Annotated in this window: 12 protein-coding genes and 1 pseudogene; 9 read left to right on the top strand and 4 right to left on the bottom strand. The window is 64.0% G+C overall.

What is annotated here, in order from left to right:
- Positions 1–90: 90 nt before the first annotated feature.
- The 5 genes and pseudogenes from BUS42_RS24070 to BUS42_RS46630 form a co-directional block, all read left to right on the top strand.
- On the top strand, positions 91–630 hold the full coding sequence (locus tag BUS42_RS24070; protein WP_074310369.1) for a WD40 repeat domain-containing protein: 540 nt from the start codon (positions 91–93) through the stop codon (positions 628–630).
- 281 nt (positions 631–911) lie between these two features.
- Positions 912–1,103: a hypothetical protein gene (locus tag BUS42_RS24065; RefSeq protein ID WP_143206453.1), complete on the top strand. Its 192-nt coding sequence runs from the start codon at positions 912–914 to the stop codon at positions 1,101–1,103.
- 30 nt (positions 1,104–1,133) lie between these two features.
- A complete protein-coding gene (locus tag BUS42_RS43815; RefSeq protein ID WP_159452283.1) occupies positions 1,134–1,289 on the top strand; it encodes a hypothetical protein in 156 nt (51 codons plus the stop codon).
- A 310-nt stretch (positions 1,290–1,599) separates the two neighbouring features.
- Positions 1,600–2,433, top strand: coding sequence for a hypothetical protein (locus tag BUS42_RS24060; RefSeq protein ID WP_074310365.1), 834 nt, complete (start codon positions 1,600–1,602; stop codon positions 2,431–2,433).
- 81 nt (positions 2,434–2,514) lie between these two features.
- Positions 2,515–2,784, top strand: a pseudogene (locus BUS42_RS46630) (helix-turn-helix domain-containing protein); the annotation flags it as partial.
- On the opposite strand, the gene BUS42_RS24050 reads toward BUS42_RS46630, so the two are convergent.
- The 4 genes from BUS42_RS24050 to BUS42_RS24035 all read right to left on the bottom strand — a co-directional run bounded on the left by BUS42_RS24050 (position 2,751) and on the right by BUS42_RS24035 (position 7,588).
- Positions 2,751–3,020 carry a hypothetical protein gene (locus tag BUS42_RS24050; RefSeq protein WP_074310363.1) on the bottom strand — a complete coding sequence of 90 codons (270 nt, stop codon included), beginning with the start codon at positions 3,018–3,020 and terminating at the stop codon, positions 2,751–2,753. The pseudogene BUS42_RS46630 and the gene BUS42_RS24050 overlap by 34 nt on opposite strands.
- A gap of 193 nt (positions 3,021–3,213) precedes the next feature.
- Positions 3,214–4,464 (bottom strand): hypothetical protein, encoded by a 1,251-nt coding sequence (locus tag BUS42_RS24045; RefSeq protein WP_074310361.1) that lies wholly within the window; start codon positions 4,462–4,464, stop codon positions 3,214–3,216.
- Between the two features lie 425 nt (positions 4,465–4,889).
- Complete coding sequence (locus BUS42_RS24040) at positions 4,890–5,669, bottom strand: alpha/beta hydrolase (protein ID WP_074310359.1); 780 nt, start codon at positions 5,667–5,669, stop codon at positions 4,890–4,892.
- A gap of 320 nt (positions 5,670–5,989) precedes the next feature.
- Positions 5,990–7,588: a CARDB domain-containing protein gene (locus BUS42_RS24035; RefSeq protein WP_074310357.1), complete on the bottom strand. Its 1,599-nt coding sequence runs from the start codon at positions 7,586–7,588 to the stop codon at positions 5,990–5,992.
- 326 nt (positions 7,589–7,914) lie between these two features.
- Between BUS42_RS24035 and BUS42_RS46155 the strand changes: the two genes are divergently transcribed.
- The 4 genes from BUS42_RS46155 to BUS42_RS24015 all read left to right on the top strand — a co-directional run bounded on the left by BUS42_RS46155 (position 7,915) and on the right by BUS42_RS24015 (position 11,888).
- Positions 7,915–8,826 (top strand): VTT domain-containing protein, encoded by a 912-nt coding sequence (locus BUS42_RS46155; RefSeq protein WP_074310355.1) that lies wholly within the window; start codon positions 7,915–7,917, stop codon positions 8,824–8,826.
- A gap of 299 nt (positions 8,827–9,125) precedes the next feature.
- On the top strand, positions 9,126–10,202 hold the full coding sequence (locus tag BUS42_RS24025; protein WP_074310353.1) for a DUF1559 domain-containing protein: 1,077 nt from the start codon (positions 9,126–9,128) through the stop codon (positions 10,200–10,202).
- A 115-nt stretch (positions 10,203–10,317) separates the two neighbouring features.
- Positions 10,318–10,632 (top strand): hypothetical protein, encoded by a 315-nt coding sequence (locus BUS42_RS24020; protein WP_074310351.1) that lies wholly within the window; start codon positions 10,318–10,320, stop codon positions 10,630–10,632.
- Between the two features lie 458 nt (positions 10,633–11,090).
- Positions 11,091–11,888 carry a hypothetical protein gene (locus BUS42_RS24015; protein ID WP_074310349.1) on the top strand — a complete coding sequence of 266 codons (798 nt, stop codon included), beginning with the start codon at positions 11,091–11,093 and terminating at the stop codon, positions 11,886–11,888.
- The last annotated feature ends 266 nt before the right edge of the window (positions 11,889–12,154 follow it).

Below are 12,154 nucleotides of genomic sequence, written 5' to 3'. Positions count from 1 at the left end.
CCCGACGGCTCCGAACTGGCGATCCCGCTCGTCGGTGGGTCCATCAACCTGGTCGACCAGAAAGACAACCACGTCCGCCGCCGTTTGGAGTTGGGCGAGCCGACCTGGGCGAATGCTCTGGCCTGGAGCCCCGACGGCAAGCTCCTGGCGGCCGGGGCAGCGAGCGGGAAGATCGCGGTGTGGAACCCGGCGACGGGACGGCTTCGCTTCACGCTCCCGGCCCACACCATCCCCGAACGCGCCACGGGGCGGTTCTGCAGGATCACCCACGCGCACGTCGCGAGCGTGGAAGCCGTCGCCTTTTCGCCGGACGGCTCGACGCTGGCCTCGGTGGCCGGGGGCGAGCTCGTCCGGCTGTGGGACATGGCGGCCGGGGCGGAGCGGAAATTCCCCTCTCACCTTGGGAATACGAAGCACGTGGCCTTCCCGCCCAGCGGCAACCTGCTGGCAGTCGCCGACTCATTCTCGGAATCAGGCGGCGCGTACTGGACGAAAATCTCGATCGTCGATTTGGGCCGTGCGGAAGTGAAAGCTTCGGCCCGGGCGAGGGAAATATTTCAGGGGATCGGGTTCCCGCGCGACCCGGGGCTCCTGGTGCCCCTGGAAGAATATCAGAGGATCGGGCTGTGAGACGCCTCCAGCATGACTCGCGTCGATTCAGCCGAAATACCCAAAGGTGCCAGGGCCGATCAGTTGGCGATCTCGCCCGACGGGAGGGTGGTGGCCGCCGGAGGTCATCTGAATGACCCGCGTTTCGGAATGATCGACCTGTTCTGGGTGAAGGGCCGCAAGCTCGTGCCGATGCGTGGCAAGAGATAGGGATTGAACGCATGGGGCGGCAGATCCGATGGGTTGGGCCAACTCCCAACCATAAGAAGAGCAAGGACAGGCATTGCGATCCGGGGATCGCAATGCCTGTCCTTGCTCTCCCTGGTCGCTCGGAACGCCTGGTCCTGTGGGTCACTCAGGCCTGCGGGATCACGGAGGACGTGGACGAGAAAGGCAAGCGTGGGGTGCTGAAGCCCCAGGCGAGCCGGGCCACCTTCTTGTCCGACGAAAGCCACCGGATCCGGTTCGGGCACACACTCAAGTCCACATCATAGTTCAATTAAATTTCCACACTGTTAAGCATCTTGCTGATAAAGTTGCTCCGTCGCTCCAGCTTTCGCTCGGCCGAGGATCTCGAGGCGCGGATCCTGGCGTTCATCGAGTACTTCAATTTGACCATGGCCAAGCCGATCCGCTGGCTCTACTCGGTGGAGCCGAAGCGAGCGAACGGTACCGGTTAGTGTTTTGGCGCCTTGTACTAGCTGTCGGAAGGAGGAGAGGTGGCCCGAGGCAATGGCCTGGAGTCATCCATGGATCGACAATTTCGATATGCGACAATAATACTGATCCATTAAAATTGGCAATCTTTGACAAGCCCGCCGATTTATGAACAGAAAGCATCGACAATTGACAAGAGTATTTTTGATGTTGAAATTCGCTATTGACAATAGATGGCCGGAGCGCCCTAATGATCGATCTAGCTGACCGGATGGGGGAATCAACTGATTGAGTCAGGGGGCATCTGGGAAATCCCGAGGGAAGGAGATTGCGATGAGGCGTTTCAACAAATGGGCGATCGGGGCCGTGGCGGGGCTGGCGCTGGGGCTGGGCGCGGGTGAAAGGCAGGTCCGGGCGGGACTAATGACCTCCTTGTCGGACCCCGGCAAGCCCGACGACCTCACCCCGCCGCCGTGGCGCGGCACCCCCGGCAGCACGTTCCAGCAATGGGACTTCACGCCACCGCTTCCGACCATGCCCACCGCGGTGAACAACCCCTTCGGCACTCCGGAGCTAACCTCCACCGGAGCGGTCATGTTCGGAGTCACGGCCGGCGGCCGCGCCAACGTCGTTCAGCTCACCGCCCCGGCGGGCCAACCCCCGAGCCCACCCCCCGGGACCGGCCGCCTGCTGATCTCGGTCCCCAATATGTCCGCCACGGATCTCTCCAAGGAGATCTCGCTGCAGGTGACCTACCTGGGGGCTCTCCCGCCATCGGGGGTGCCCAACCCCGTCCCAAGGATCACCATAGTGGGACAGGATTTGGAGTCCTTCACGATGACCAGCAGTCAGTCGCAAGCTCTGCCCGATGGGTATATCCACCAGCTGACGACGTGGCGATCGGCCACGTGCCCGGCGAGTGAGTTCATCACGATCTTCCCCCTCCCCGATCCGAATTCGCCCCAGAAAATCTTTATCGACCAGGTGATCGTCGATACCCGGTGCGTGCCCGAGCCCTCGTCGCTGGTGCTGGGCACGATCGGGGCCCTGACCGGGTTGGGCGCCGGTCTACGGAAGCGGCGGGCGGCGGCACGGACGGCTGGGCCTGGTGGCGGCTCCAGTCGAGATGTTGCCGGGGCATCGAGCCGGCCATCCTCGCCCGGATGAACGTCTGCCCAGCCCCCCCCGCCGGCCGGCTGGGAATACGACCTGCTCGGCGACTACCTGCCCGCCGCAGTTGCGGAGGCTCGTGGAGCACTTCCTCGACGATGCCCCCGGCCCGGAACCCCGGCCACCTTCAGCCCCGAGCAGATCGTTCAGATCGTTGCCGTCGCCTGCGAGCCGCCCGAGAAGTCGGACCGGCCCATCCACTGGACCAGTCGCGAGTTGGCCGACGAGGTCAAGAAACGCCGGATCGTCGCCGACATCTCCCCCCACACTGTCGGGCGATTTTCCAACGCCGATTTCCGAGGCCGCAAAACAAATCAATCCTCGGACGGCTGCCAAGGCCAGCGGTAGATGATTTCGATCGTCCGCTGGCCGAGCCAGGGGATGGCGGGCGGGTTACCGTCGAGTGCGGCTTCGCGGAGGATCGGGTTGTGACTCCGCCGGTCGAGTGGGACGATGAGGCGGTCGTTTTCGATCGTCACGGCCCCCGCGGTCTCGGTGAACCGACGGTAGAACTGCTTGGGGTCGGACTTCTCGAACCCTTTGAGACGTGACGCCAGCCAGCGGGAGCAGCCGTTGCCGATCACCGTAATCTACCGTCGGGGGGACTGGACATGGGGTCAAACGCCTCAGAAATTAGGGAATCTGGCCCCAAAAGGTTGATTGCTTTCCCGGCCGCGGAAATCGGCGTTCAAGAGAAGAGCGGGCGGGGCGTCCGCGGCCCCAGGGCGGACGCACTTGCCGTGGCTGGAGCCACGAGTTTGCCATCACCCCACCCCACTACGGCTTCGCGGGGCGAACGGCGGGGAGGTTGCGGAGGCTGGGTTGAACCTTCGCCATGAGCGTGGTCTGGGCATCGTCGTAGAGCACGCGCTCGAATTCGCGGCGCCGGCGGTCGTCGATGGCGAACCGGCTCGCCGTGAACGCGGACATGCTGGGGATCGAGGGTTGCGTCTGCGCCTGGAGCGGCCCCGCTTGCCAGATCGATGCGCCGGCCCGGCTCAGGATCAGCCGGAGCGAGAGAACACTGAGCTGGCACCTGGTGTTGAGGTATTCCCCCGACTGCCGTTCGACCACCTCCATCGCGAAGTGGTAGGGTGCGCTCGTCTTCCAAACCGCGTTCCAGGACGAAGTCGGACGTTCCATCACATAGCCGCGCTCTCGCAGGGCGGGACTGAGCGCCGCTTGGAGAACGGTGCTGTACGACTGAGGCGTTCCGAGGGTGAATTGCCCCTGCGGCTGGTCGAAGACGACACCGCGCTGTTCGATCACCTTGACCACAATCGCGTTCGCATCGTTCTGGAACCGGGTCTGAACGGCCGGTGCAAGTTCCTCAGCCGTCTTGACCAAGCGTTCGCAGAGGTCGATCGCCTCGTTCGCCCGCCCCGCCTCGACGGCCTGGTTCGCGGCGGCCAGATCGGCCTCCGCCCAATGGTGACGGGTCCGTTGGAGCCGCTCGCGCAGCGTTCCTTCAAGGCCTTCGAGCGTCGGGTCACGCCAAGTCCGTGACAACAACGCCTTGTAAGTCGCGATGGCCGCCGCCGGCGTGGCCTTGGCCGCCGACTCGAGTTGGGCCTCCGCCGCGCGGCGGACGCATTTGTCGCGGAGTTGCTCGAGTTCCGCCACCCGAGCGGAGCGCGAAGGATCGAGTCGAACCGCCTCGGCGAGTGCGCCTTGGATCGCGCGCACCGCCGCATCGAATCGCCCCGCGCTTTCCTCGGCCGCCGCCTCGGCGACCAGCGCCGTCAGGTTCCGCTCAACCCGCTGCCGGCTCCGCACCCGAAGGATTCCGCGGGCACCGAACACCACCAGCAACAGAACCGCAACCGCCACGCCTCCCCACGCCCAGGTCACCCACTTGGGCCGGCGCCCTCGGGAAAAACGCGCGCGACGCACCACGGCTCGAGGAAGGAAGGGAACCTCGACCCACGTCTCGCACCAGCCGCAACGGAGCTGCCGGCCCGCCGTGGTCCCCTTCAACTTCAGCTCGTTCCCGCACTCCGGACAGGCAAACGATCCGGCCCCGCCCATCCCCTGGTGACTCCGCGGCAGTCAATGCGATGCGCGTGATCTGGCACCGGCCACGCATGCACAACCTGATGACATCATCCTTAAGAGCGTTTTTTCACGCAAGGTAGGAGGCCTATCGTCGCCCCCTCTGACGGGAATGACGAACGAATCGTCAGCCCCTTAGAAGAATGACGTGGATTATATCAAGTCAACGCCAAGATTGGGGATGAAGAAAGCAAGAAGGAATCTTGTGTGGGCGAGAACCGCGCTTCGCTTCGCCTGGGTGGGTGGACCGACCGATCAACCGGTCGCCATTGGGATCCCAGAAACCCACCGAGCGGGGCGGCACGAACTGGGTGTCCGCGTCTGGCGTCGAGGGCAGGCTGGAAACGGACCCTCCCCGAAAAGTCGAGGGCCCGCCGAGCGGAACGGAGGAGGGGGGAGGTTCAATCTTCGTTGGTGCAGTGGTTGATGAGCCACGTATCCACGTCCGAGAGCATCGGCGAGGTCAGACGATGGGCACAAGGGTAGGACTGGAAGGCGACCCGAAGTCCCCCCGCGCGGAGCACGCGGACGTCGCGGCGTGCGGATTGGACCGGAACCCGGGCGTTCCATTCGCCATGGACCACCAAGATCCGAAGGTCGCGACAGGCCTTGAGCCGAGCCAAGGGGCGGAAGCCACCGGGGAGCCAGCCGTTGATCGCCACGACCCCCGCGAATCGCTCGGGATAGCTCAAGGCGATTCGATAAGCGACGGCCGCCCCTTCACCGCAACCTACCAGGAAGATGCGTTCGGAGTGAACGTGCAAGGCCCGACGGGTCTGACGGATCGACGAAAAAAGGCCGTCCTCGAGCGAATCAATCGCGTCGGGCGTTCCCTCGATCAGACGCTGACGGACGACGTCCGCTTCCGTGAACGACGAGCAGGGACGCGGCACCCGTCGATCGGGGCGAGCAAACTCCGAGCCCCAACTATACCCTTCCGCTCGCCCTCGCTTGATTGCCGGCTCGGGCCCCCGTAAGCTCAGCCCGACATAGTTTCGCCAACTCAGCGCCGGCATCGACCGCACCATCTGCTGCTCATCCCCCCCGCGAGAGTGGAGGAGCACGAGGAGGGGATAGGGGTAGTTGGGTTCATAGCGCTGAGGAACGAAACGCGACTCCACGAGCGATCCCGTCCCAGTCGTCGTCTCGTGGAAGGGGGCATTCAGCCGGTCGCTGGACATCGTCGAGGTGCTCCTCGGTGGCAAGCAGGCAAGATGGCGTCCATCCCGTCAATCGACCGGTGCGGCTCATCTCGATGGCAAGAAGACCCGTTCGGTCTGTGCCAAGCATAGCCAGCGAATTGCCGCTCTTCAATAAATCCCCCAGTTAATTTGGATTTTGTCTCAAGTTTTTTTTCAAGGCGCCCGAAACTGGGCAATCTGCCGGAACCTGCCCGGATTCTAACGGTTACGCGTGAATCCCACGTCCCCAAATGGCATCGCGGGAGGGTCGAAACCTCCCGCGACACCAGTGAACGAAATCGCAGTCAATCGACTCGTCGTCAGTCGAAAAGATCTTTCACGAAGTTCTTAACTTTGCTTGGGAAGACTTTGAGCTTGTGCTCGATTTTGTCGGCCAAGGAATTATTTTGTGGGACCGGGCGGCGATGGAGTTTGCCCTCGGCTCTGGCCTGGGCTCGCGCCTGGGCCCGCGCCTGGGCCCGCGCCTGAATTCGGGCCTGGGCCTTGGTGAGCGGTTTCGTGAGCGTGCCCGCGGTCTGCGGCTGCCCCAGGCTCGTTCCCGTGGGCGAGGTGGGCACCGTGCTCCTGCCGTCGGTCCCCAAGACCCGCAAAGTCACCGGATTCGACAGCGAGAGGTTGTTCGACTTCAGGGCCTCATCGACTGCGTAATCCTGGTCGATCAGGACCGCGATCTTGCCAATACCGACGCTATTGAGGGTGAGCCCGCTGGGAAGCCGGTTCGGCAGATTGAGGGTCTGGATGATCTGTTGATTGTAGCCAGCCTTCAGGCCGTCGATCGTCGCATCTCCCAGGTAGATGGCATGATCGAGCGATCCATTGGCCCCCGTCAGGACGAACTTGACGTGGAACTGCCCCGCGTCGGCCCGCCCGAGGTTCTGGACCGTGGTCGTGACCTGGAAGTTCTGCCCCCAGGCGATCGGCTGCGAGGGCGCGACCACTCCCGAAGCGGCGAGGTCCGCTTTGGGAAGCTGGGCCAGTTCAGCGGCGGTCGCTCCGCCGGTGATGCCGATCTTCGTGACGTCATACCCGAGTCCCTGGGTCGGGACGTGGGGATAAAGTGGGTTGGTGACGAAGTCAGCGTCCTGGAGCACGGTCAAGTAGAATTGGGTATTACCCGCCAAGGGCGTGACCGGAGCGGCCGGCAAGGTGATCGTCCCCACGACGTTGACCGTTTGATAGGCCGGGATCGCGGGAACGTCGAGGTAGCCGACCGTCATGTCCGACCCATTGCCAGGGTTCACGGTCGTCGGGGTAAGAATGACCTGAGCCCGGGTGGCGGGCGCATCGCCCGCGGAGTTGTTGCGGACCTGTGCGGTCACGGTGACCGGCTTCCCCCAGCCCGTCTGGTCGGGGTAGACCCCGAGCGACGTCCCGATCAGGCTCGAAGGCACGCGCTGGGCGATGGTGACCTTTGTCGTGTCGAAACCCTGGCCGACCGCGAAGTTGTTGTTGTCGTTGCTCTCGGGGATGGAATTTTGGGGGTCGATCCGCAAGGTGATGTAGATCGGCTGTCCCGAGAACCCTGGAATCGCGGTCGGGGGCAGGCTGACGAGCTGGTCGAAGTTCGTGACGGCGCCTGGTCCGAGGTCGCCGGGAATGTTCGTCGTCCCGAGCAAGACCGAACCCGGGCCGAGAACCGGGGTCGTCGAGGCGTAGATCGCCATCGGAATCTGTCCGGTCTGGGCGCCAGCGCCCTGGTTCTTGATCGCTCCGGTCGCGTGAAACTGGTCGCCCCAGTCGAGGGTGTGCGCCGAGGTATCCATCGCAGCGCCCACCAGGTCGGGTAAGGCGTTCGCCGCGAGCAGCTGCCGGCCCTCGAGCGGTTCGAAGCGGAGTATGATCGGACCACGCCCCCAGGCGCGGCGGCGGGCGGCGGCTCGGCGGTTGTTCGACAACATTAGGGGCTTCTCCTCCTTGAGAAGACGGCTCGGCAATCGACAGAGGACGCCCCGAATCGAACGGGCGCCCGGGCCTGTTGGGTGCGTCGGCGAGGGGTCGGCAACAGCCCTTCCTTGGGACTCGGCGCGGAGGCTATCCGCCTTCGGCAATCCGGTCAAGACGGACTCGAACCAAACCGACAGGCCGCGCGGTTCGCCACGACACGAGAAGATTCGAGAATCGAAGTGGGTCTGCCTGCGCCTCTCGACGACCTGGAGGCGTTATGATACCACTACTTTCGAAGGGTCGAGCGAGGCGCGCGGGGACGTGCGGCAGGGAGCGGCGATTGACGGAAGCATTGATCGAAAAACTCGGTTACTTGGGAATCTCGCTCCTTCTCGTGCTTGGCGGCCTCGGGCTTCCGGTCCCCGAGGAAGCGCCGATCATCCTGGCCGCGGTCCTCTCCAAGAGCGAGCGGATGTGGTGGCCGTTCGCCCTGGCGTCCTGCTTCATCGGGGTCTTGCTCGGCGATTTCATCGTCTATTTCATCGGCTACTACTACGGGGACAAGGTCCTCAGCCTGCCGATGACCCGCAAGCTCCTGACGCTCGAGCGTGAGACCCAGATCAAGGGCTACTTCCACCGCCACGGCTTCAAGATCCTGATCCTCGGCCGGTTCGCCGTCGGATTTCGGACTGCCGCCTACCTGACCGCCGGCATTCTCCAGCTTCCGGTCCTCAAGCTCTTCTTGACCGACGTGCTGGCCGCTTCCCTGAGCACCCTCTTGATGTTCGGGCTCGGATACGTCTTCGCGAACCAGATCGAAGGCAGCTTCGACCAGATGAAGCACTGGCTGATGGCGATCGTGGCGCTGGTGCTGGCCTCCTGGCTGCTCCACCGGTTTCACAAGGGACGTCTCCGTGCCGGCCTCCGCGTCGGCCCTCCCGTGCTCGTCTCGGACGATGCGCCGCTCCCCCTCGACGATCTCCATGCCCACCCGGAAACCACGACCGACCCCGTCGTGGCCGTCGAGCCGATCGCCACCCCCGAAATCGTGGTCATCAGTCCTCCCGTCGCCCCTGAGCAAGCCCCCTCGGTCGCCCCTCCCCCCAGCCTCGACCCCGGCGAACCGATCGTCGCCGTCACCCTCACCATCACTCCACCCAACCTCGAGCCGGCCCCCACCCACCGCGACCCCGAGGTCGCTCACACCGTCGACCCGAACCGCCCCCGATCGCTCGAAACCCGTCCGCGATAAACCAGGCTCCCCCCCGCTTCCCCTCGAAAAATCAGCGCAGACCCAGGCAGAAACCACACGGCCGGCCCGACCGAAAACCGGGCTTTGCCGATTGCGCCACCTGTCGCCCCTCAGAAACCGAGGCATTCCAGACCTGGGCTAGCCGCAACGAAACGGCCCAAGGTCATCACCGTGCCACACACAATATTTTGGTTGACCAAAAATCAATATTGCAAATCACAAAAATTTAACTACGATCCCTTGCAGCAACAAATTTCGGAAAAACGATTCCCGCAATTTATGGAGAAGGAAATTTCGTTATGTCAAACCAAAACCGGATCGGGGAGCCACCGCGTGTCGGGTCTCGTGGTTTCACGTTAATCGAGCTGTTGGTGGTGATTGCGATCATCGCCGTCTTGATTGCCTTGTTGTTGCCCGCCGTGCAGGCGGCGCGCGAAGCGGCACGGCGGGCGCAGTGCATCAACAACCTGAAGCAGATGGGCCTGGCCTTGCAGAACTATGAGTCGGCGTTGGGGGTCTTTCCGCCGGCCTACGTGGGGGATCCGAAGGCGGCGGGGTCGGCTTTCGGGGTGAGCTATCCGGATGGGAATTTCAACACGCTTCCGGGCTTTGCCTGGGGGGCCCTGATCCTGCCGTACATCGAGCAAGCGCCGCTCTACGCCAGCTTCAATACGAACGTGGCGTGCTGGGCGCCGCAGAACAGCACGTCGGCCCACACCAAGGTGGCCGTGTTCCTTTGCCCCTCCTCAGCCGGGCCGAGCGACGGGTTCGCGGTTCACAAGTATTCCAACGGCGATCCGCAGGCGCCGGATGACGCAGGCCCGTTCACGCCGACGATCACGTTCGCTCATAGCCACTACGTCACCAACGCCGGGATCAACCAGCCCTGGGGACGGAGCCCAGCCTACTCCGCCGATTTCGATATCGTGGAGCCGGTCGCGGGAACCGCCGGGGCGGCCATCGACGGACCGTTCTACCGGAATTCGAGGACCCGGGTGGCCTCGGTGACGGATGGCCTCTCGAACACGATTTTCCTGGGCGAGCGGACATCGCGACTCGCCGATGCCACCTGGGTGGGGGTGGTGCCGTTCGCCAGTGTCCCCCCCAAGCCAGGCTGGCCGTCCGACCCGAATAGCGGCGGCGACCTGGTGGGGGCCCATAGCGGACCCGACGTTCACGACCACCCCCAAGTGGTCATTCACGCGCCCAACCACCCGTTCGGCCATACCGATGAGATGTTCTCCGAACACGTGGGCGGCTGTAACGTCCTCATGGGCGACGGCTCGGTCCGGTTCGTCAAGGAGACGATCTACCCGAGAGCCTGGGTCGCCCTCTCCACGCGGAACGGCGGGGAAGTGATCAGCGGCGACTATTGACCGTCGAATCGGGCCGGAACCATCCCCAAATGGGCTGGCCCGTCAACCCATCAACAAATCATGCAAACCATGCGGCGAGTCCCGCTTCATTGGACCTTCCCGGAACTCCGCGACAATGAACTGCGCACCTTACGTTCGCCGACTCGCTCTCCTGACCGTCTTCGCGTTCATCGGTTGCGGGCGACCGCCCCAGATCGGCGAAGACCGGGCGTCCTTCAAGGCCGTCGACGCCCTCTACACCGCGGTCTCCCTGCGCGACCCCAAGCTCCTCGACCAGTGCGCGGGGGAGCTTCACGACCTGCAAACCAAGGGGACGCTCACCGAGGCAATCGGCGGTGAGTTGGAGGCAATCATCGTCAAGGCAAAAGAGGGAGGATGGGAGGCCGCCCAGAGTCGTCTGGGTGATTTCATGCGGGGCCAAACCCGCTAATTCGCCCGGAAAAGCAAGGCTTCGTATGGGAAGCCAACACACACAGGGGAATGTTTGGAAAAGTCGTGTTGACCGTTTTGAAGAGGGCTGATACCCTCACGCCGCCTCGGGACGAGACTGGTGTCTGGCCCCAGAGGTGCTCACAATTCGAGCCGATTTCCCGAGCGTCCGCCAGCGCGACTGATCGACCCGCCAAGCGACCTACTGCGACGCCAAGGCCAAGCAAGACGGTCGCCGGAACCAGGTCTCGATCAGGACAGGGAAAAAGGCTCCGAGATCAGTCGGTCGGCCCCGGGGGGGTCGGCTAGCCGATCTTGGCCGTGCTCGATGCGCTGTGGCAACACAGCTCACAGGGCCCGCCCGGAGACGTTCTCCGGTCGGCGAGTTATGGACCAACTCGCACGAATTGGGTTCGTCCGGCGAACCCTCCTGATCAACCCTGGAAGATCGAAAACGCAATGAACAAGCTCATCTACTCTGTCGCCCTGGCGACCTGCCTGGTGCTCAACCTGGCTGGATCGTCCGCCCAAGCCGACGCCATCCAGTCGCTGAAAATCGCCGACATGTCGGCGGCCCAGTTCAACAGTCTGTTCACCCCGATCGATACCGCGCCGGTGCTTTCCTCGTCATTCAAGTACGCCGACGCGCCGGTCTCGGGTACGGTGAACTCGCAGGTGTTCCAGGGTACGGGCGCCGCCGCAGGCCTCTATGCCTACGCCTACCAGTATGCCCTGAACAACGTCAGCGACTCGGACCACACGCCGGTCGACCTCCGGGGCACGTCCTGGAAGTTCAACGCGACCCCGGTCGGAGCCGACTTCACCCACACCGGTTCGAACAACTACGCCTACTCGATCAAAGACGGCGCGGTCGGTGGCATCGGCGCCCCGGTGGCGGCCCCCGGCCAGGGGATCCTGTCGCCCTCGACGTTGAACTGGCTGCCGAGCTCGACCACCGGCTCGCTGCTGACCACCTACTTCGATACGGCCCATGGCACGCCCGCCCTTCAGGCCGGTGCCAAGAGCGCCACCTTCGTCGTCCTGTCCGACCAGCCGTTCACCCAGAAGTTCGTCGGGATCCTCGGCTCGAACCCGATCGATCCCCAGTCGCAGTTGACCACGGCCTACGCGGCCACCGGCGGCACGATCCAGCCGATCCCGATTCCTGAGCCGTCCACCGTTCTCGCCTGGGCCGGGATGGCCGGCGCCGTCGCCTTGGCTCGCCGAATCCGCAAGAATCGCGCTCCCTTGGTCTAAAGTCGATCGAGTCGGCCCTTACGGGTGGGGGGCCGAACTCGATTGCAACCGTTCGCCGGAAGCCCCTCGCCGCCTCGAGGGGCTTTAGCGCGCGCCTTGCCCGCGGTAGAGTGGTTGCCATCGCGATTGCCTTTCCTGGGGACTGCGAGTGTCCCACCCCATTTCGGTGTTTGCCTGGAAGGCAATGGCCCAGGCCTCCGCACGAAAACCACAATCGACAGTCGGGAGTCATGGTCTCGGCACCGCCACTCTCCGCAAAATCACCA

Origin of the sequence: Singulisphaera sp. GP187 (genome assembly GCF_900129635.1) — a bacterium.
Taxonomy (GTDB): Bacteria; Planctomycetota; Planctomycetia; order Isosphaerales; family Isosphaeraceae; genus Singulisphaera.
Note: the sequence above shows the minus strand (reverse complement) of the source record. Positions and strands in the feature narration are given on the sequence as shown.

Bases quoted from the DNA above. Each gene is read 5' to 3' on its own strand.
- BUS42_RS24065 (WP_143206453.1), top strand. From the start codon at position 912: ATGCCTGTCCTTGCTCTCCCTGGTCGCTCGGAACGCCTGGTCCTGTGG.
- BUS42_RS24060 (WP_074310365.1), top strand. From the start codon at position 1,600: ATGAGGCGTTTCAACAAATGGGCGATCGGGGCCGTGGCGGGGCTGGCG.
- BUS42_RS24045 (WP_074310361.1), bottom strand. From the start codon at position 4,464: ATGGGCGGGGCCGGATCGTTTGCCTGTCCGGAGTGCGGGAACGAGCTG.
- BUS42_RS24040 (WP_074310359.1), bottom strand. From the start codon at position 5,669: ATGTCCAGCGACCGGCTGAATGCCCCCTTCCACGAGACGACGACTGGG.
- BUS42_RS24035 (WP_074310357.1), bottom strand. From the start codon at position 7,588: ATGTTGTCGAACAACCGCCGAGCCGCCGCCCGCCGCCGCGCCTGGGGG.
- BUS42_RS24025 (WP_074310353.1), top strand. From the start codon at position 9,126: ATGTCAAACCAAAACCGGATCGGGGAGCCACCGCGTGTCGGGTCTCGT.
- BUS42_RS24020 (WP_074310351.1), top strand. From the start codon at position 10,318: ATGAACTGCGCACCTTACGTTCGCCGACTCGCTCTCCTGACCGTCTTC.
- BUS42_RS24015 (WP_074310349.1), top strand. From the start codon at position 11,091: ATGAACAAGCTCATCTACTCTGTCGCCCTGGCGACCTGCCTGGTGCTC.